The 18,660-nt window shown below is 60.8% G+C and carries 17 protein-coding genes; 9 read left to right on the forward strand and 8 right to left on the reverse strand.

Going from position 1 to position 18,660, the window contains the following annotated elements; all coding sequences use genetic code 11:
* The first annotated feature begins 108 nt into the window (after window positions 1–108).
* The 6 genes from ACIQWS_RS00480 to ACIQWS_RS00505 all read left to right on the forward strand — a co-directional run bounded on the left by ACIQWS_RS00480 (window position 109) and on the right by ACIQWS_RS00505 (window position 6,538).
* A complete protein-coding gene (locus ACIQWS_RS00480) occupies window positions 109–2,304 on the forward strand; it encodes a transglycosylase domain-containing protein (protein WP_403169189.1) in 2,196 nt (731 codons plus the stop codon).
* A gap of 193 nt (window positions 2,305–2,497) precedes the next feature.
* The gene (locus ACIQWS_RS00485) at window positions 2,498–3,343 is read left to right on the forward strand and encodes a transporter substrate-binding domain-containing protein (protein ID WP_346305969.1); all 846 of its coding nucleotides are present in this window, start codon (window positions 2,498–2,500) and stop codon (window positions 3,341–3,343) included.
* A 67-nt stretch (window positions 3,344–3,410) separates the two neighbouring features.
* Window positions 3,411–4,073 carry an amino acid ABC transporter permease gene (locus tag ACIQWS_RS00490; protein WP_403169193.1) on the forward strand — a complete coding sequence of 221 codons (663 nt, stop codon included), beginning with the start codon at window positions 3,411–3,413 and terminating at the stop codon, window positions 4,071–4,073.
* Window positions 4,074–4,077: 4 nt separating this feature from the next.
* Entirely contained in the window at window positions 4,078–4,740 is a 663-nt protein-coding gene (locus ACIQWS_RS00495) for an amino acid ABC transporter permease (RefSeq protein WP_105738078.1), read from the forward strand.
* Between the two features lie 12 nt (window positions 4,741–4,752).
* On the forward strand, window positions 4,753–5,523 hold the full coding sequence (locus ACIQWS_RS00500; RefSeq protein WP_223612272.1) for an amino acid ABC transporter ATP-binding protein: 771 nt from the start codon (window positions 4,753–4,755) through the stop codon (window positions 5,521–5,523).
* Between the two features lie 217 nt (window positions 5,524–5,740).
* Window positions 5,741–6,538: an SDR family NAD(P)-dependent oxidoreductase gene (locus tag ACIQWS_RS00505; protein ID WP_403169197.1), complete on the forward strand. Its 798-nt coding sequence runs from the start codon at window positions 5,741–5,743 to the stop codon at window positions 6,536–6,538.
* A gap of 197 nt (window positions 6,539–6,735) precedes the next feature.
* On the opposite strand, the gene xylA is transcribed toward ACIQWS_RS00505, so the two are convergent.
* Genes xylA through ACIQWS_RS00520 form a run of 3 tightly spaced genes read right to left on the reverse strand, consistent with a single transcriptional unit; the run spans window position 6,736 to window position 10,766 of the window.
* Window positions 6,736–8,046 carry a xylose isomerase gene (gene xylA / locus ACIQWS_RS00510; protein WP_403169200.1) on the reverse strand — a complete coding sequence of 437 codons (1,311 nt, stop codon included), beginning with the start codon at window positions 8,044–8,046 and terminating at the stop codon, window positions 6,736–6,738.
* Entirely contained in the window at window positions 8,043–9,497 is a 1,455-nt protein-coding gene (gene xylB / locus ACIQWS_RS00515) for a xylulokinase (RefSeq protein WP_403169206.1), read from the reverse strand. The genes xylA and xylB overlap by 4 nt, the downstream gene beginning before the upstream one ends.
* Before the next feature lie 24 nt (window positions 9,498–9,521).
* Window positions 9,522–10,766, reverse strand: coding sequence for an ROK family transcriptional regulator (locus tag ACIQWS_RS00520; protein WP_223612269.1), 1,245 nt, complete (start codon window positions 10,764–10,766; stop codon window positions 9,522–9,524).
* Window positions 10,767–10,980: 214 nt separating this feature from the next.
* Between ACIQWS_RS00520 and xylF the strand changes: the two genes are divergently transcribed.
* The 3 genes from xylF (at window position 10,981) to ACIQWS_RS00535 (ending at window position 14,208) form a co-directional block, all read left to right on the forward strand.
* Entirely contained in the window at window positions 10,981–12,021 is a 1,041-nt protein-coding gene (gene xylF, locus ACIQWS_RS00525; RefSeq protein WP_223612268.1) for a D-xylose ABC transporter substrate-binding protein, read from the forward strand.
* Between the two features lie 86 nt (window positions 12,022–12,107).
* Window positions 12,108–13,415, forward strand: a complete 1,308-nt coding sequence (locus tag ACIQWS_RS00530) for a sugar ABC transporter permease (protein WP_346305974.1) — start codon at window positions 12,108–12,110, stop codon at window positions 13,413–13,415.
* 13 nt (window positions 13,416–13,428) lie between these two features.
* Window positions 13,429–14,208 (forward strand): ATP-binding cassette domain-containing protein, encoded by a 780-nt coding sequence (locus ACIQWS_RS00535; protein WP_403169210.1) that lies wholly within the window; start codon window positions 13,429–13,431, stop codon window positions 14,206–14,208.
* 76 nt (window positions 14,209–14,284) lie between these two features.
* Here the strand turns inward: ACIQWS_RS00535 and ACIQWS_RS00540 are convergent, their stop codons facing one another.
* The 5 genes from ACIQWS_RS00540 to murJ all read right to left on the reverse strand — a co-directional run bounded on the left by ACIQWS_RS00540 (window position 14,285) and on the right by murJ (window position 18,650).
* Window positions 14,285–14,863 (reverse strand): NifU family protein, encoded by a 579-nt coding sequence (locus ACIQWS_RS00540; RefSeq protein WP_223612265.1) that lies wholly within the window; start codon window positions 14,861–14,863, stop codon window positions 14,285–14,287.
* A gap of 100 nt (window positions 14,864–14,963) precedes the next feature.
* The gene (locus ACIQWS_RS00545; RefSeq protein ID WP_223612264.1) at window positions 14,964–15,452 is read right to left on the reverse strand and encodes a universal stress protein; all 489 of its coding nucleotides are present in this window, start codon (window positions 15,450–15,452) and stop codon (window positions 14,964–14,966) included.
* A 27-nt stretch (window positions 15,453–15,479) separates the two neighbouring features.
* Window positions 15,480–16,559 carry a tryptophan--tRNA ligase gene (gene trpS / locus ACIQWS_RS00550; protein ID WP_223612263.1) on the reverse strand — a complete coding sequence of 360 codons (1,080 nt, stop codon included), beginning with the start codon at window positions 16,557–16,559 and terminating at the stop codon, window positions 15,480–15,482.
* Between the two features lie 109 nt (window positions 16,560–16,668).
* Window positions 16,669–17,055 carry a VOC family protein gene (locus ACIQWS_RS00555; protein ID WP_403169215.1) on the reverse strand — a complete coding sequence of 129 codons (387 nt, stop codon included), beginning with the start codon at window positions 17,053–17,055 and terminating at the stop codon, window positions 16,669–16,671.
* The gene (gene murJ, locus ACIQWS_RS00560) at window positions 17,052–18,650 is read right to left on the reverse strand and encodes a murein biosynthesis integral membrane protein MurJ (protein ID WP_403169218.1); all 1,599 of its coding nucleotides are present in this window, start codon (window positions 18,648–18,650) and stop codon (window positions 17,052–17,054) included. Before murJ ends, ACIQWS_RS00555 begins: the two co-directional genes overlap by 4 nt.
* Window positions 18,651–18,660: the final 10 nt, after the last annotated feature.

Raw genomic sequence — 18,660 nt, forward strand, 5'->3', positions numbered from 1 at the left:
CAGTTTGATGCCATCGGCCGAATTTAACCGCACCTTAAATCGCCGCATTTACCCTGCAACGCGTCGCGAAGGATTTTGCGGCACCGATTGGGGCGGGTATTTCAGTCAATGGCACCACGTGACAAGGGCAGGCAGCGCATCGAGCCGGGGTTCAGTTCGGACCGCCGTTCCGATGACGATGACATGCGCGCCGACCCGGAGGACAGACCCGTGCGAAGCCAGAAGCGCCGGACTTCATCGCGCAAACCCGCCAAGTCCAGGCGCGGCCGCTCCAGCCGCCAGCAGGGTGGCGGTTTCCTGGGTCTCATCCGCCGCACCATCTACTGGTCGTTTGTCCTGTGCATCTGGGGCGGTATCGCCGTCGCGGGCACGGTGATCTATTTCGCCGCCAAGATGCCGCAGACCACCACCTGGACGATCCCCGACCGCCCGCCCAACGTCAAGATTGTTTCGGTCGAAGGCGACCTCATCGCCAATCGCGGCGCCACCGGCGGCGAGGCGATCGGTCTGCACCAGATGTCGCCCTACCTACCGCAGGCAGTGGTGGCGATCGAAGACCGCCGCTTCTATTCGCATTTTGGTGTCGACCCCGTCGGCTTCGTCCGCGCCATGGCGACCAATGTGATCTCGGGGCGCCTGGTGCAGGGCGGTTCGACCATCACGCAGCAGCTGGCGAAGAACCTGTTTCTGACGCCGGACCGCACGCTGGAGCGCAAGGTCCAGGAAGTCCTGCTCGCCCTCTGGCTGGAGCACAAATACTCCAAGGACCAGATTCTGGAGATGTATCTGAACCGGGTTTATCTCGGTTCGGGTTCCTACGGCGTGGCCGCGGCCTCGCGGCGCTACTTCAACAAATCGGCGCACGACGTCAATCTGTCGGAAGCGGCTGTCATTGCCGGCCTGCTCAAGGCGCCTTCGCGCCTGTCGCCGGCGCGCGATCCGAAAGCCGCCGTCGAGCGTTCCCAGCTGGTGCTGGCGGCCATGCGCGACCAGGGCATGATCGGTGACAAGGAGCTGACCGTTGCCATGAAGCAGCCGGCGACCCGCGCTGCGGCCTATTGGAGCGGCTCTGAGCATTATGTCGCCGACCGGGTGATGGAGGAATTGCCCGAGCTTATCGGTGATGTCCGTGCGGACGTGGTTGTCGACACCACCGTCGATCTCGGCCTGCAGAAGCTGGGCGAAGCCTCGATCCGCGATCTGATCCAGAAGAACGGCGACCGGCTCAATGTTTCGCAGGGCGCGCTGGTCTCCATCGATGGCACCGGTGCGGTGCGGGCGCTGGTTGGTGGCTATGACTATGCCAACAGCCAGTTCGACCGCGCCAGCGAAGCCAAGCGCCAGCCCGGCTCCACCTTCAAGCCTTTCGTGTATCTCTCCGCATTGGAGCAGGGGCGCACGCCGGAATCGGTGCGCAACGATGCGCCCATCCGGATCGGCAACTGGACGCCCGGCAACTACAACGGCAAATATTTCGGCAAGGTGACGCTGGCGGAGGCGCTGGCCCGGTCGCTCAATTCGGTATCCGCCCAATTGGTCATGGAAGTCGGCCCCAGCACCGTTGTCGATACGGCGCATCGCCTGGGGATCGTTTCGAACCTCAACGCCAATGCCTCACTGGCGCTTGGGACCTCGGAAGTCACGCTGCTCGAACTCACCGATTCCTTCGTGCCCTTTGCCAATGACGGCTACAAGGCGCCTGTCCATCTTGTCCGCCGCGTCACCACGCATGAAGGCAAGGTGCTGTATGAATTCAAGAATCCCAAGCAGGAGCGGGTGATCAGCGAGCGCAATGTCGGCATGATGAATGCCATGCTGCGCCAGACCGTCGAAAGCGGCACGGCGACGAAAGCCAAATTCGGCTGGCCCGCTGCGGGTAAGACCGGCACCAGCCAGAATTTCCGCGATGCCTGGTTCATCGGCTACACCTCGAACCTGACCACGGGCGTGTGGTTCGGCAATGATGACGGCAAGCCGACCAAGAAGGTCACCGGCGGCGCACTGCCCGCGCTGGCCTGGAAGGAATTCATGGTCGCCGCGCACAAGGGCGTGCCCGTGGCCGAGCTTCCCGGCAATTACCGCGTCAATGAAACCGTCATCGACGGCAACGATGCCTTGCCCGGTGCGGATGTTCCGGCGGCCGAAGGTGTGCCGTCAGCCCAGCTCAATCCGGGCGGGCCGGTTCCGCCGGTGGGGCTGGACGATCAAACCGGATCGACCCATCCGACGCCGCCGGTCGGCGTGGGCGGCAATGGCCAGAAGCCGCGCAAGACCACGCTCTTCGACCTGATCATGGGCAACTGACCGGCAAGCCGTCCGGTCCGTGCTTCCCTTCGCTCCCATACAGCTTCTGAAAACCCCCTGACGCAGCGATTCCAAATGTCGCTTGACAAGTCGCGACTCTTGTCCTCGTATTATGAAAATCCATTATTAGATATTCTATTCCATAGTAATGGATTAAAACATAATATTCGCTTGACGGATAGGGGAACGAAAAATGTCTAAAGTATTTTACGCGACGGTCGCTGTGGCCGCGCTGCTCGCATTGCCGTTCAATCAGGCTTTCGCGCAGGACAACAAGAGCAAGCTAGATGAGGTGCTGGCCCGCGGCCATCTGGTTGTCGGCACCGGCAGCACCAATGCGCCATGGCACTTCAAGGGTGCTGACGACACGCTGCAGGGCTTCGATATCGACATGGGTCATATCATCGCCAAGGCGCTGTTCAGCGATCCCAGCAAGGTCGAGTTCGTCAACCAGTCTTCCGATGCCCGCATTCCCAATATCACCACGAACAAGGTGGATATCACCTGCCAGTTCATGACGGTCACCGGGGAGAGAGCACAGCAGATCGCCTTCACCATACCGTACTACCGGGAAGGTGTCGGGCTGATGCTGAAGGCCGACAGCAAATATGCCGACTATGCCGCGCTCAAGGCCGCGGGTTCTGCGGTGACAATCTCGGTGCTGCAGAATGTCTATGCCGAATCGATGGTGCATGCGGCCCTGCCTGGGGCCAAGGTCGACCAGTATGAATCGGTCGATCTGATCTATCAGGCGCTGGAATCCGGCCGTGCCGATGCGGTCGCCACGGATCAGTCGTCGCTTGCCTGGTACATGACCCAGAACAAGGATCGCTACAAGGATGCCGGCTACGGCTGGAATCCGCAGACCTATGCCTGCGGTGTCAAGCGCGGCGATCAGGATTGGCTGAACTTCGTCAACACGGCGCTGCATGAGGCGATGACCGGTGTCGAGTTCGATACCTATGCGAAATCGTTCAAGACCTGGTTCGGCAAGGACCTGACGCCGCCGCAGATCGGCTTCCCCGTCGAATACAAGTAGTCAACCGGCGGCTCCAGGGTCGTCTGGAGCCGTTTCTCCTTGTCTTGCGATAACGGGGACGTTGTTCATGGGCTATACGCTGAATTTTGCTGCCGTCTGGCGCAGCTTCGATGACCTGCTGTTGGGGCTGGCGCTTAGCCTTGCCCTGGCTTTCGGCTCCATCCTCATCGGCGCCGTCATCGGGCTGTGCACGGCTTTTGGTCTGATATCCAGAAACGGCCTGATAAAGCGTCCGGCAGGGATCTACGTCTCCATCATCCGCAACACGCCGATCCTCGTGCTCGTGCTGTTCACCTATTTCGCGCTGCCCCAGTGGGGTTTGCGCCTGGGCAAGATCGAAAGCTTCGTCTTCACGCTCGCCCTCTATTCCGGCGCCTATCTGGCGGAGGTGTTTCGCGCGGGACTGCTGTCGATCCCCGCCGGCCTGCGCGAAGCCGGCCTCGCCATCGGCCTGACGGAAATGCAGATACGCACGTCGATCATCGCGCCGCTGATGTTTCGCAATATCCTGCCGTCGCTCGGCAGCACGATCATCTCGCTGTTCAAGGACACCTCGCTGGCCGCGGCCATCGCCGTGCCGGAACTGACCTTTGAAACGCGCAAGATCAATGTGGAAACCTTTCGCGTCATCGAGACATGGATGGTGGCAAGCTGCCTCTACGTCTTTACCTGTTCGATCCTGGCTGCGCTGATGCGCATCGTCGAACGCCGTCTGGCCTTGCCGAGGTGATGTGATGGATATTGTTCATTTCGCGGATGTTCTCTGGCTGGCGCGCTGGCCGATCCTCAAGGGTATCGGCGTCACCCTGTCGATTTCGCTGCTGGCGATCTGCTGCGGCACGCTGCTGGGGGTTGGTGTTGGTCTGGCGCTGACCTATGCCAGGGCACCGCTGCGCTGGATCGTGCGCGGCTATACCGATTTCATCCGCGGCACACCGGTTCTCGTGCTGGTTCTCGCCAGCTATTACGTGCTCGGCACCATCGGCCTCGACCTCGGGCCGTTCCAGGCGGGCATTCTGGCGCTCGCCGTGTTCTGCAGTTCGCATGTGGGGGAAATCGTCCGGGGGGCGCTGCAATCCATACCTAAGGGACAGACGGAAGCTGCCAAGGCCATCGGCCTGACCTTTCCGCAGACCTTCGCCTATGTGCTCGGTCCGCAGGCGCTGCGCCAGGTGCTGCCGGCCTGGGTCAACACCTCAGCCGAAATGGTCAAGGCATCGACCCTTTTGTCCATCATCGGTGTGGCCGAGCTGCTGCTGCGCACGCAGGAACTGATTTCCAGAACCTTCATGAGCCTCGAATTCTATTTCTTCGCCGGCTTCCTGTATTTCGTCATCAACTATGCCATCGAACGTTTCGGCCGCTACGTCGAACGCAAGATGGCGGTTCCGTCCTAAGGGGATTCCGGGATGCCAGACAATCTTCTTGAAATCCGCAACCTGCACAAGAGCTATGGCGAGGTGGAAGTCCTCAAAGGCGTCGACTGCAGCATGAAGCAGGGCGATGTCGTCAGCATCATCGGGTCGAGCGGCTCCGGCAAGACCACCATGCTGCGCTGCATCAACATGCTGGAAGAATTCCAGGGCGGGTCGATCAGCATAGACGGTCAGGAGATCGGTTATGAGATGGTCGGCGGCCAGCGCCGGCGCAAGAAGGAGAAGGAAATCGCCCGCCAGCGCGCCCTGACCGGCATGGCTTTCCAGCAGTTCAACCTGTTCCCGCATATGAGTGCCGTTCACAATGTCATGCTTGGCCTGGTCAAGGTGAAGAAGCTGGACAGGGACGAGGCGCGCACCATTGCGCTGAAATGGCTGGATCGGGTCGGCCTGCTCGCCCGTGCCGATCATTTTCCCGGGCAATTGTCCGGCGGCCAGCAGCAGCGTGTCGCCATCGCCCGCGCCATTGCCATGAATCCCCGGTTGATGCTGTTCGACGAAGTCACCTCGGCACTCGATCCGGAACTGGTGAACGAGGTGCTGCAGGTGATCAAGACACTGGCGCAGGACGGCATGAGCATGCTGCTTGTCACCCACGAGATGCGCTTTGCCTACGAGGTCTCCAACCGGGTGATTTTCATGAATCAGGGGCTTATCGGCGAGGAAGGCAACCCGCGCGACATGTTCCACAAACCGCAGAGCGAGCGCCTGGCCGAGTTTCTGAAGACGTCGAGTTTTTCCTGAATTTCGCGATGTTTGTGCGCAGACACACGTCAAAATACCGGCGTGCACAGTTCCCTTTGGGCGGCGCTTGCTCTATGGCTCTAGTGGTCCGATTCTGACATTTGCACCCCGTTGATACAGGCCATTCAGGCAAATGTCAGAATCAAAGGACCACTAGCAACTATAAGATTCTAGTGGAACTTTGAATTTGACATTCGCATGCTGCGCGTCATGTCAAATGGGATGCGAATGTCAAATTCGTTCCACTTGCAAACGGAGTTTTCCCATGAGCAGCGATGAAGCACGCAAAGTCCTCGTCTTGACTGGCGCAAGCCGTGGCATCGGCCACGCCACGGTCAAGCGGTTTTCCCGCGCCGGCTGGCGCGTCATCACCTGCTCGCGGCAGGATTTTTCCGATGATTGCCCCTGGCCTGCCGGTCCCGACGATCATATCAAGGTGGATCTCGCCGATCCCGCCGATGTGGATCATGCGGTCCTCGAAATTCGCCAGAGACTGGAGATCGAGGGCGGCAAGCTGCATGCCCTGATCAACAATGCCGGTATCTCGCCCAAGAATCCGGGTGGTGACCGGCTGGATTCGATTGAGACACCCATGCACACATGGTCCACCGTGTTTCAGGTGAATTTCTTCGCACCCATCATGCTGGCGCGCGGCCTGTTCAAGGAGCTGGAAGCGGGCAAGGGTTCGATTGTCAACGTCACCTCCATCGCCGGAAGCCGCGTGCATCCCTTTGCCGGAACGGCCTATGCAACGTCAAAGGCCGCATTGGCATCCCTGACACGGGAAATGGCCTCGGATTTCGGCCCGCACGGCATTCGCGTCAACGCGATCGCACCGGGCGAGATCGATACGGCGATCCTGTCGCCGGGCACCGACAAGCTGGTGGAACAGCTGCCGCTGCGCCGTCTCGGCAAGACCGCTGAGGTTGCCGAGACGATCTATTTCCTGTGCTCCGAGGCATCGTCCTATGTGACCGGCTCGGAAATCCACATCAATGGCGGCCAGCACGTCTGATGCTTGAAGGGGGAATGGCTGTGAACACCCCCCTCTGTCCTGCCGGACATCTCCCCCACAAGGGGGGAGATCACATCGACATCGACATTTTTACGTGCTTTGCGATGTCTCGGAACTGGTCGAAATCGTAATGCAGGCTGATCTCCCCCCTTGTGGGGGAGATGGGCGGCAGCCCAGAGGGGGGTAAAAACTCTCCCTCAAACGTAGCGGTTGACCACGTTCTCCAGATATTCCTGGCGGCCGGAGCGCGGCTGCGGCTGGATCTTCTTGTCCTCGACATGCTTGGCGATGTCTTCGAGCGACAGCTTGCCCGACAGCATGGCCTGTGCGTCAGGCTTGGCCCAGCCCGCATAGCGCTCCTCGACAAAACCGGTGAGGGCCTTGTCCTCGACCATCTTCGCCGCTGCCTTGAGGCCGCGGGCGCAGGTATCCATGCCGCCGATATGGGCGATCAGCAGGTCCTGCGGATCGAGCGACTGGCGGCGCAGTTTGGAGTCGAAATTGGTGCCGCCCGTGGTGAAGCCGCCGGCTTTGAGGATTTCATAATAGGCCAGCGCCACCTCGGGCACGTTGTTGGGGAACTGATCCGTATCCCAGCCGGACTGGTAATCATTGCGGTTCATGTCGATGGAACCGAAAATCCCGAGTGCCGCAGCGGTTGCCAGTTCATGTTCGAAGGAGTGGCCGGCAAGGATGGCGTGGCCCTGTTCGAGATTGACCTTGACCTCGTTCTCCAGGCCAAAGCGCTTGAGGAAGCCATAGACTGTCGCCGCATCGTAGTCGTACTGGTGCTTGGTCGGCTCCTGCGGCTTCGGCTCGATGAGGATCGCGCCCTTGAAGCCGATCTTGTGCTTGTAGTCGACGACGAGGCTGAGGAAACGGCCCATCTGGTCGAGCTCGCGCTTCATGTCGGTGTTGAGCAGGGTCTCGTAGCCTTCGCGGCCGCCCCAGAGCACGTAGTTCTCGCCCTTCAGCTTCTGCGTGACGTCGATACAGGTTTTCACCGTTGCTGCCGCATAGGCGAAGACATCGGGATCGGGATTGGTGGCGGCACCGGCCATGTAGCGCCGGTTGGAGAACAGATTGGCGGTGCCCCAGAGCAGCTTGGTGCCGGTCTTTTCCATCTTGCCCGCGAAATAGTCTGCAATCTCGTAAAGGCGCTTGTTGCTTTCGGCGAGTGTCTCGCCTTCCGGGCGAACGTCCGCATCGTGGAAGCAGAAATACGGTGCGCCCAACAGCGAGAACATCTCGAAAGCCACGTCGGCTTTCAGCTTCGCGCCTTGCATCGTGTCATTGAACCACGGACGTTCGAAGGTCTGGCCGCCGAAGGGATCGCCGCCCGGCCAGGTGAAGGAATGCCAGTAGGCGACCGCAAAGCGCAGATGGTCCTCCATGCGCTTGCCATTGATCAGCTCTTCGGGATTGTAAAAACGATAGGCAAGCGGATTGGTGCTGTCCGGCCCCTCATATCTGACTGGTTTGATGTCACCAAAAAATCCGCTGGTCATGATTGAACTCCCTTTAATGCTGGATAGAGGTTGTGGTAGCGCCGGTAGGCGATGTCGAAATCGGCGGTGAGGCCCTTGTCGGGCTCGATGGTCTTTTCCGTTGCGGGCTGCGTGCAGATGGCACGCGGATCGGCCTTTTCCGCTGCGATGAGGCCAAGCCTTGCGGCACCGAAGGCTGCGCCGAAATCCCCGTCGGCAGGCACGTCGACGGGAATGTCGAGCGCTGTGGCAATGGTTTTCAGCCAGTAAGCGGACCGCGAGCCGCCGCCGACCGCGGTCACCCGGTCAAGCCTGGTGCCCGCACTGGCAAGCGCATGCAGGCAATCGCGGAAGGCAAAGGCGACGCCCTCAAGCACTGCCTGTGTCAGGCTCGCCCGGTCGCTGGCATGTTCCAGTCCCTGGAACGAGCCGCGGATGGCGGAATCATTGAGCGGCGTGCGTTCGCCGGAGAGATAGGGCAGGAAGGTGACGCCGGAAGGGGCTCGTAAATTGTCACCCAGCTCATCGGTCAGTTCCGCCGGCTTGCGCGCGGTGATGCCGGCATACCAGTTGAGCGCATCGGTGGCGGAGAGGATCACGCCCATCTGGTGCCACGTGTCCGGGAGGGCATGGCAGAAGGTGTGAACGGCACTGGCCGGGTTGGGCAGATAGGCATTGTTGGCGGCAAACAGCACGCCGGATGTGCCGAGCGAGACGAAGGCATGGCCTTCCGCCACGGTGCCCATGCCGCAGGCGGAAGCAGCATTGTCCCCGGCGCCCCCGGCAACAACCACCCCGTTGCCCATGCCCCAACGCGTGGCCAGACTGGCTTTCAGCGTGCCGGAAACCTCGGTTCCCTCGACGAGGGATGGCATGTGGCTCCTGTCGAGTCCCGATGCGCCGAGCAGCTCGTCCGACCAGGCGCGTCTGCCGACATCGAGCCAGGAGGTCCCCGCCGCATCGGACATTTCGGAGACGTGCTCGCCGGTCAGCCAGAGCCGCAGATAATCTTTTGGTAGCAGCACCCGCCGCAGTTTTGCGAAAATCTCCGGCTCGTTGTTCTTCACCCACATGACTTTCGGTGCGGTAAAGCCGGGAAAAACAATGTTGCCGCTGAGCGTGCGAAAGATCGGGTTGCCGTCGAGTTCGGCCGCTTCCGCATGGCTGCGCGTGTCGTTCCACAGCATGCAGGGCCGGAGCACGCTGTCATTGCCGTCAAGCAGCGTTGCGCCGTGCATCTGGCCGGACAGGCCGATGCCTTTCACAGCAGCCAACTCTTTGGGGTGACTGGCCTTCAGCGCGGCAATGGCATCTTCCGTTGCGCTGATCCAGTGCGCCGGGTCCTGTTCGGACCAACCGGAATGCGGCCGTGAAACATCCAGTGTTCCTGTGCCGGAGCCAATGACGGATTGCTTGTTGTCAATCAACAGCGCCTTGACGCCGGATGTGCCTAAATCGAGACCGAGATACATGGAAGATCCTTTGAAATGTGGAGGCTAGATCGCCCGCCGCAGCGGTGCTTCACGCAGATCGCCGGGGGCGAAAAGCTGGGTATCGAGATGCAGCAGGGACGTCATCATGCAACCCTGCAGGATGAGCGGATGCTCGTCGGGATAGCAGCGGATGGTCAGGTCAGGCTTGCCGCCCCAGCCGGTCGTGCCGGATACGATTTCCCGCAGGTCCGCCTCGATGAGGTCGAAGACACCCGCGCCGGGCCCGACAAGTGCGATGGGCACGGGATCGATCAGCGAGAAAAGACTGCGCAGGCCGGAGCCGATGGCCTGTCCCGCCTTGCGGAATGCCGCCCGCTCCGCACCGTCGCGGCTGCGGGCACGGTCGGCCACGGCATTGAAGGAAGCGGCATCGACATCCTGGGCCGGCTGGGCCTGTTCGTCCTCGCCGGCTGTCCGGCGCAGGATGGCATAATCACTGGCATAGGCTTCGATGCAGCCGTGGCGGCCGCAGCGGCACAGCGCGCCATTGGGGACATGCAGCATATGGCCGAATTCGGCACCGGAAGACTGGACGCCGAGAAACGGCTTGCCCTTGAGATAAAGGCCCATGCCGATGCCGTGCGACAGGAGGATGGCGGCAAAGTCTTCGGCGTAATGTTCCGGATCGGTCCAGCGCAGCGCCTCGGCAATCATGCTGCAATCATTGGCAACCGCAACGCTGACGCCGTAGCGCGCGGAAAGGATTTCGCCGAAGGCCACATTGATGTCGGGCGTGATCGGCGACCAGAGCATGGTCGCGCTGGCGGCATCAGTGACACCCTGCACGCCCATGGAGATATGCATGAGCCTGCCCGCGCTGCCCGGCATGGCGGCGAGCAGGCCGTCCAGCATTTCGCAGATCGCCCGGGTCAGGTCGCCGGCGCTCGCATCGAGCGTCGGGATGCGGCGGATTTCCTGCGCGATCACCTGTCCCTTGTAGTCGAACAGCACCGTGTGGGCGAGGTTGAGGGCCAGTTCCACCGTGGCGATTGTCGCGATTTCCGGATTGAGCGTCAGTGCCACCTGCGGGCGGCCGCGGCGGTTGGCCGTGACATCGCCGTCGCGGCTTTCATTGACAATGCCTTCGGCGATGAGGGCCGTGGTGATGGCTGAAACCGTCGATGCGCTGAGGCCGGTCTGGGCCACGATATCGGTGCGCGAGAGGAGATCATGGCCGCGCAATGCGGCCAGGACGAGCCTGCGATTCTGACGCCGGACATCGTCCGGCCGGGCTATCTCATCTACCAACGAACGATCTCCTCCCGAAATCTTTTTTTGATGCGATGCAAAAATATTGTTGCAACGCAATAACTTAGCAGATCAGATTCTATGTTGACATGGAAATGAAATTAAGTCACTATTTTTTTCGAGCCTCGAAATAAAGAGGTTTGGGTGACTGGCCGGAGGTGAAAGGCCTGACATCCGACGGGATCAACGTGCCATGCGCACTGGGAGGATTATCATGAAAAAATACGCAACCGCTCTGGCGGGTGTTGCTCTTGCCGTTTCTTTGGCCGGCCCTGCGCTGGCGAAAGACAAGATCATTGGCGTGTCCTGGTCCAACTTTCAGGAAGAGCGCTGGAAGACCGATGAAGCTGCCATCAAGAAAGCGCTTGAAGCCAATGGCGACAAGTATATTTCGGCCGATGCCCAGTCTTCCGCTTCCAAGCAGCTCACCGACGTTGAAAGCCTGATCGCCCAGGGCGCCAATGCCCTGATCATTCTTGCGCAGGATTCGAGCGCAATCGGACCAGCTGTTGAAAAGGCGGTTGCTGAAGGTATTCCGGTCGTCGGCTATGATCGCCTGATCGAAAACAAGGATGCGTTCTACATCACCTTCGACAACAAGGAAGTCGGCCGCATGCAGGCGCGCGGTGTCCTGGCTGTGAAGCCGGAAGGCAACTACGCCTTCATCAAGGGCAGTTCGGCCGATCCGAACGCCGATTTCCTCTTCTCCGGCGCGCAGGAAGTTTTGAAGGACGCCATCGCGTCCGGCAAGATCAAGAATGTCGGCGAAGCCTATACGGACGGCTGGCTGCCGGCCAATGCCCAGAAGAACATGGAACAGTTCCTGACCAAGAACGACAACAAGATCGACGCTGTCGTTGCGGCCAATGACGGCACTGCCGGCGGCGCCATCGCTGCCCTGCAGGCCCAGGGGCTTGCCGGTACGGTGCCCGTGTCCGGTCAGGATGCGGATTTCGCCGCCCTGAACCGCATCGCGCTCGGCACCCAGACCGTTTCGGTCTGGAAAGACTCGCGTGAGCTGGGCAAGGAAGCAGCCGGTATTGCCGCGGCACTCGCCGACGGCAAGAAGATGGGCGACATTCCGCATGTGCAGAAGTTTGCCGGCGGTGCGAACAAGGTTGAAGTCAATGCCGTGTTCCTGACGCCCGTTCCGATCACCAAGGACAACCTCAACGTCATTATCGACGCGGGTTGGGTGAAGAAGGACGTCGTCTGCCAGGGCGTCAAGGCCGGTTCGGTCGCAGCCTGCAAGTAAGTCCTGAATAATCTGCTAATATTGAGCGCCGCTGGTCCACTGGATCGGCGGCGTTTTAAAAAGAACCTGAAACTGGGGAGAGACAAATGAGTGATCCGGCAGTCAGTATTGACCGGGCCCGCGCCTCCGAACTTGGCCTTACCGCCCGCTTCTTCAAAGCCACCGAACTTGATACCCGGCTTCTGGGTATGATCGGTGCGCTGGTTGTCATCTGGATTGCTTTCCAGGTTCTCTCCGGCGGCCAGTTCCTTACACCGCGCAACCTGTGGAATCTTTCCGTGCAGACGTCATCCGTTGCCGTGATGGCGACCGGCATGGTGCTGATCATCGTGACGCGCAATATCGACCTGTCGGTCGGTTCGCTGCTGGGTTTCATCGGCATGATCATGGGCGTCATGCAGACGGAAATGCTGCCGAAACTCATCGGCTTCGAACATCCCGCCACCTGGATCATCACGCTTGGCATTGGCATTGTCGCCGGTGCCGTCATCGGCGGCTTTCAGGGCTTCATCATCGCCTTTCTCGGGGTTCCTGCCTTCATCGTGACACTCGGCGGCCTGCTCGTCTGGCGCGGTGCCGCCTGGTGGGTCACGTCGGGCCGTACGGTCGCACCGATGGACTCGACCTTCCGCCTGATGGGCGGTGGTCCGGAAGGCTCCATCGGCTCCATGTGGAGCTGGATTCTCGGCATCGCTGCCTGCATCGCCATCGTCATCATGGTGGCCAACAGCCGCCGCCAGCGCCAGCGGTTCAATTTTCCGCGCCGTCCCGTCTGGGCCGAAGTGTTCATGGCCGCCATCAGTTGCGGTCTGGTGCTCGGGGCCGTCTCGATCGCCAATGCCTATTACTGGCCCATCGGCATCGTGCGCAAATATGCCGATGCCAATAACATCACCATTCCCGACGGCGGCCTGTTCATCTCGCATGGTATTGCCATACCGGTGCTGATTGCCGTGGCAACCGGGATCATCATGACATTCGTGACCACGCGCACGCGCTTCGGCCGCTATGTCTTCGCCATGGGCGGCAATCCCGAAGCTGCTGATCTCGCCGGTATCAACACGCGCTGGGTCACCATGAAGATCTTCATCATCATGGGCATTCTCTGCGCCATCGCCGGTGCGATCTCGACCGCCCGCCTCAACGCGGCAACCAATGCCCAGGGCACGCTGGACGAGCTTCTGACCATTGCCGCCGCCGTGATTGGCGGAACGTCGCTGGCCGGCGGCGTCGGCACCATCGCCGGTGCGATGATCGGCGCGCTGCTCATGCAGTCGCTGAGCTCGGGCATGGTGCTTCTCGGCCTCGATACGCCGCTGCAGAACATTGTTGTCGGTATCGTTCTGGTGATAGCCGTCTGGCTCGACACCATCTATCGCCGCCGTACCGCGTGAGGGAGGAAAGATCATGAGCACTGTACAGACACCTCTCATCGAAATGGACAATATCTCGATCGCATTCGGCGGTATCCGCGCGGTCGACGGTGCGTCCGTCAATCTCTATCCGGGCGAAGTGGTGGCCCTGCTCGGCCACAACGGCGCCGGCAAATCGACGCTGATCAAGATACTGTCCGGTGCCTACAAGCGCGACAGCGGCACGATCAAGGTCAATGGCGAGGAAGCCTCGATCGGCAATCCGCGCGATGCCAAGGCCTACGGCATCGAGACGATCTACCAGACGCTGGCCCTGGCCGACAATGTCGACACCGCCGCCAATCTCTATCTCGGGCGTGAACTGATGACGCCGTGGGGCACGCTCGATGACGTCGCCATGGAGCACAGCGCGCGCGAAGTGATGGGGCGGCTCAATCCGCGCTTCCAGCGCTTCAAGGATCCGGTCAAAGCCCTGTCCGGCGGGCAGCGGCAGTCCGTCGCCATTGCCCGGGCTATCCTGTTCAATGCCCGCATCCTGATCATGGATGAACCGACGGCGGCGCTGGGGCCGCAGGAAACCGCGCAGGTGGGCGAGCTGATCAAGCAGCTGAAGAGCGAAGGCATCGGCATCTTCCTGATCAGCCACGACATCCACGATGTCTTTCATCTCGCGGACCGGGTGGCTGTTATGAAAAACGGCCAGGTGGTCGGCACTGCCAAGGTGGGGGATGTCACCGAGGACGAGGTGCTCGGCATGATCATCCTCGGCAAATGCCCGCCCGGTGCGATACCCGGACCCGGCGCCGTGAACTGACAATTGCAACCGCTATAGGTGAATAATGAAAAGGCCGCATCAAGCGGCCTTTCTTATATCAATATCTGAAAGTGGTTTAGATCGCTTCGACCTGCTGAACTTCCGGCACGAAATGCTTCAGGAGGTTCTGGATGCCATGCTTCAACGTTGCCGTGGAAGACGGGCAGCCGGAGCAGGCGCCCTTCATGTGCAGGTAAACCGTGCCGTTCTCGAAACCGCGGAAAGTGATATCGCCGCCGTCCTGCGCCACGGCAGGGCGCACGCGGGTCTCCAGCAGTTCCTTGATCGTGTCGACGATCTCGGTGTCGGCCGTGTCGAAAAACTCGCCGTCGCCTTCCAGCTGGGCTGTGGCCGCGACCGATGTCGCGCTGGCCATCACAGGTGCGCCGGACATGAAGTGTTCCATGATCGCGCCGAGGATGGCCGGCTTCAGATGCTGCCATTCCGGGCCTTCGGCCTTGGTGACGGTGACGAAATCATAGCCGAAGAACACGCCCGTCACGCCGGGAACGGCAAAAATCTTGGCGGCGAGCAGCGAGGCTTCCGAAGCGGTTGCCGCATCGCGGAAATCCGCCGTGCCTTCCTCAAGCACAACCTTGCCAGGCAGGAATTTCAAGGTCGCCGGGTTGGGCGTTGCTTCGGTCTGGATGAACATGGCGGATATCTCGCGTGTCTAGTTTAGAACGGTTCAAAGGCATATAGGCCTTTCGGCCAGTCTCTTCAAGGCAAGAGTGTATCACGGTTTCAAGATGCAATCATGTGATTGCGTCAATATCCTCGTTCGAGAGATTATAGGGCACGACGGTGACGGGAATGGAGAAGGATTCGCGCCCGGCCAGGGTCTGAACCAGGGGGCCGGGGCCATCCTTGCCGGAACCGGCCGCCAGAACCAGAATGGCGATATCCTGGTCTTCCTCGATGAGCTTCTGGATCTGTTCGGCGGTAATGCCTTCGCGCACCACAAGCTCGGATTCGATATTGATAGTTTCACGCACCGAAGCGGCAAACTTGCTCAGCGTCGAATGTGCCCGTTCCTCGGCTTCCGCCCGCATGATCTGCTCGACCCCCAGAAACTGCTGGAAGTCGGCGGAATCGATGACAAACAGCAGGACCAGCACGCCGTTCGTGGTCTTGGCGCGGCGCGAGGCATAGGCAACCGCCCGCTCGCATTCCGGCGTTTCATCGATCACCGCCAGGAACTTGCGGCGGTGCCCTGCTTCACGGCTGAGACGTCTTGATACCATCTGTTCAACCTGCCCTGCCTGTTGAGACTAATCCTGAAGGAATCCGACAATATCACGCACATTGCGCATCGTCTTCTCCGCCAATATAGCTGCACGCTCGCCGCCATTTTTCAGCACGGAATCGATATAGGCGGTATCGGCGGACAGGCGGCGCATCTCGCTGGCAATCGGCGCCAGCTTTGCCACGGCCAGATCGGCCAGCGCCGGCTTGAACACGGAGAACTGCTGGCCGCCGAAATCGCGGATGACGCCTGCCTTGTCCGTATCGGTCAGCGCGGCATAGATGCCGACAAGATTGTCGGCTTCCGGGCGATCGTTCAGGCCCTCGATGTCCGATGGCAAAGGCTCGGAATCCGTCTTTGCCTTGCGGATCTTCTTCGAAATCGTGTCCTCGTCATCGGTCAGGTTGATGCGCGACAGGTCGGATGGATCGGATTTCGACATCTTCTTCGTGCCGTCGCGCAGGCTCATCACCCGCGCCGCCGGACCGCCGATGACCGGTTCGGTCAGCGGGAAAAAGCTCTGGATCGTTTCATCGCCGGACTGGGTCTCGATGCCGAGGCCGAGTTCCGCAATGCGATCGGAGAAGTCCGTGTTGAATTTCTGGGCGATGTCGCGTGTCAGCTCCAGATGTTGCTTCTGGTCTTCGCCGACCGGCACATGGGTGGCGCGGTAGACAAGAATATCGGCAGCCATCAGGTTGGGGTAGGCGAAGAGGCCAACCGAGGCGTTCTCGCGGTCCTTGCCTGCCTTGTCCTTGAACTGGGTCATGCGGTTCAGCCAGCCCATGCGCGCGATGCAATTGAACACCCAGGCAAGCTCGGCATGCTGGCGCACACGGCTCTGGTTGAAGACAATATGCTTCTCGGCGTCAATGCCGGCGGCGAGGAACGCGGCGGTTACTTCGCGCGTGTTGCGCTGCAGCTCGGCCGGACCGCCCCAGACGGAAACCGCCTGCGTGATGGCGTGCTGGTCGACCACGCAGTAGATGCAATTGTTGTTTTCCTGCAAGGCAACCCAACGCCGCACCGCTCCCAGATAGTTGCCGAGATGCAGATTACCGGTTGGCTGGACACCGGAAAAGACGAGCGGCTCAAACGTGCTCATGAACAGTCCTTGATCGTTCGGGGACCGGGCCGTTCCGGCCCGGTGGCAATGGAGAGGAGGTTTTGGCAGAGCAGGGCGCTCTATTCAAGCCCTATCGGGACCGCACGAGCTATTTGAGCTGCAGAAGATCCCATGTGTTGCCGTAAAGGTCTTCAAACACCGCAACGCTGCCATAGGCTTCATGGCGCGGTTCCTCGAGAAAATGCACGCCGCTTTTCACCATCGCCGCGTGGTCAGTGGTGAAGTCATCCGTATGGAGAAACAGCGCGACCCGCCCACCCGTCTGATTGCCGATGCTGGCGGTTTGCGCATTGTCATCGGCCTGTGCCAGCAGGATTTTTGCTCCACCCTTTTCAGGTGCGACAACAACCCAGCGCTTCGTCGGCGACAGGGCGGTATCGCCGACCAGCGAAAAGCCGAGCACCCCGGTGTACCAGGCAATCGCCTCGTCATAATCGCGGACGACCAGGGTGACCATACCGATATGCCGGCTCATGCCGCAGGGCCCTCCGGCGGCAAAACCGGTGCTTTGGCGCCGCGTTTCACATTGCGGCGGATCATGCCGAAACTGGCGCCGCCGGTTGCGAAGGCCAGGACAAAATAGACAACCATCGACAGCATGATCAGGCCGAAGACCACGGGCGCCTGGATATGCACCGGCGTATGGGAGGCAAGATAGGGCTTGGCCCAATGGATGGCGTAATACAGGGCAACAGCCATGGCCGCCGCCGAAAAGATCAGGCGCGGAATGCGGGTGAGCAGCGGGATATCGCGGCCCCAATGGCCCCGCCACACCAGCGTTGCGAAGAGGAGAATGGCATTGACCCACCCGGCCGTCACTTCCGCCGTGGCAATGCCGGTTTCGGCCATCAGCGGAAACAGCGTCAGCGCCATGCTGACATTGATAACAACGGAAACCGCTGCATAGATCATCGGTGTCTTGGTGTCTTCGCGGGCGAAAAAGCCGGGAATGAAAGCCTTGATCAGCACGAAGGCGGGCAGGCCAAGGCCGTAGACCGCGAGAATATTGGATACGCGCCGCGTCGATTCGGCGGTGAATTCACCGCGCTCGAGCAGCAGGCGGATGATCGGCTCGGACATGACCAGCAGCGCTGCCGCTGCCGGCAGCGTCAGGAACAGGATGAACTCGACCGACCGGTTCTGCAGGCTGCCGGCTTCCCGGTGGTTGCCGGAGCGCAAGGCACGGGCAAGCTCGGGCAGCAGCACCGTTGCAACGGCAATGCCCACCACGCCGAGGGGCAGCTGATAGACGCGGTCGGCATTGGCGAGCGACGTCACCGCGCCCTCCTTGCCGGAAGCGATGTTCGTGTTCACCAGAAGGTTGATCTGGGTGATGCCGCCGGTGATGGCCGCGGGCAGGGCCAGCACCAGCAGGCGCCGCACATTCGGCGTGAAGTGCGGCAGCCGGAAGCCGATGGAAATGCCGGCATTGCGCACGGCAAACCAGACGATGGCCAGTTGCACCAGCCCCGCCGCCATGACGCCCCAGGAGAGGCCATAGCCGATCGTGATGCCGTCATGGCCCTTGTACCAGGCATAGGCGAGCACGCCGATCAGGATCACGTTGAGGAAAACCGGAGCGACGGCGGCAGCAAAATAGCGGTGCAGCGAGTTCAGCATGCCGCTCATCATCGCCGCCAGCGACATGCAGGCGAGATAGGGAAACATGATGATCGCCATCGACACCGTATTGCCGAACTTCACCGGATCGTCGAGGAAGCCCGGCGCGATCACCGTGCGCACGATCAGCGGCATCGACAGTTCCATCAGAATGGTCAGCGCCATCAGGACGGTGAACAGGACGCCGAATACCTCCTCGGAGAAGCGCTTTGCCCCGTCCATGCCGTTCGCCTCAATCTCCTTGGCAAACAGCGGGACGAAGGCCGCGTTGAACGCACCTTCGGCAAACAGGCGGCGGAAGGTGTTGGGGAAACGGAAGGCGGCATTGAACGCATCGGCGACGGGGCCGGTGCCAAGGGCCGCTGCCATCAGCATTTCACGCGTCAGCCCGAAGACACGGCTCATCAGGGTGCCGGAGGCCACCGTCGCGAATTTTTTGACCAGACTCATATCTGTTCCA

It is taken from the genome of Phyllobacterium sp. NPDC097923 (assembly GCF_044760925.1).
GTDB classification, from domain to species: domain Bacteria; phylum Pseudomonadota; class Alphaproteobacteria; order Rhizobiales; family Rhizobiaceae; genus Phyllobacterium; species Phyllobacterium calauticae.

Excerpts from the sequence above, each read along its gene's own strand:
- ACIQWS_RS00480 (WP_403169189.1), top strand. The coding sequence starts at position 109 with ATGGCACCACGTGACAAGGGCAGGCAGCGCATCGAGCCGGGGTTCAGT.
- ACIQWS_RS00485 (WP_346305969.1), top strand. The coding sequence starts at position 2,498 with ATGTCTAAAGTATTTTACGCGACGGTCGCTGTGGCCGCGCTGCTCGCA.
- ACIQWS_RS00490 (WP_403169193.1), top strand. The coding sequence starts at position 3,411 with ATGGGCTATACGCTGAATTTTGCTGCCGTCTGGCGCAGCTTCGATGAC.
- ACIQWS_RS00495 (WP_105738078.1), top strand. The coding sequence starts at position 4,078 with ATGGATATTGTTCATTTCGCGGATGTTCTCTGGCTGGCGCGCTGGCCG.
- ACIQWS_RS00500 (WP_223612272.1), top strand. The coding sequence starts at position 4,753 with ATGCCAGACAATCTTCTTGAAATCCGCAACCTGCACAAGAGCTATGGC.
- ACIQWS_RS00505 (WP_403169197.1), top strand. The coding sequence starts at position 5,741 with ATGGGATGCGAATGTCAAATTCGTTCCACTTGCAAACGGAGTTTTCCC.
- xylA (WP_403169200.1), bottom strand. The coding sequence starts at position 8,046 with ATGACCAGCGGATTTTTTGGTGACATCAAACCAGTCAGATATGAGGGG.
- xylB (WP_403169206.1), bottom strand. The coding sequence starts at position 9,497 with ATGTATCTCGGTCTCGATTTAGGCACATCCGGCGTCAAGGCGCTGTTG.
- xylF (WP_223612268.1), top strand. The coding sequence starts at position 10,981 with ATGAAAAAATACGCAACCGCTCTGGCGGGTGTTGCTCTTGCCGTTTCT.
- ACIQWS_RS00530 (WP_346305974.1), top strand. The coding sequence starts at position 12,108 with ATGAGTGATCCGGCAGTCAGTATTGACCGGGCCCGCGCCTCCGAACTT.
- ACIQWS_RS00535 (WP_403169210.1), top strand. The coding sequence starts at position 13,429 with ATGAGCACTGTACAGACACCTCTCATCGAAATGGACAATATCTCGATC.
- ACIQWS_RS00540 (WP_223612265.1), bottom strand. The coding sequence starts at position 14,863 with ATGTTCATCCAGACCGAAGCAACGCCCAACCCGGCGACCTTGAAATTC.
- ACIQWS_RS00545 (WP_223612264.1), bottom strand. The coding sequence starts at position 15,452 with ATGGTATCAAGACGTCTCAGCCGTGAAGCAGGGCACCGCCGCAAGTTC.
- trpS (WP_223612263.1), bottom strand. The coding sequence starts at position 16,559 with ATGAGCACGTTTGAGCCGCTCGTCTTTTCCGGTGTCCAGCCAACCGGT.
- ACIQWS_RS00555 (WP_403169215.1), bottom strand. The coding sequence starts at position 17,055 with ATGAGCCGGCATATCGGTATGGTCACCCTGGTCGTCCGCGATTATGAC.
- murJ (WP_403169218.1), bottom strand. The coding sequence starts at position 18,650 with ATGAGTCTGGTCAAAAAATTCGCGACGGTGGCCTCCGGCACCCTGATG.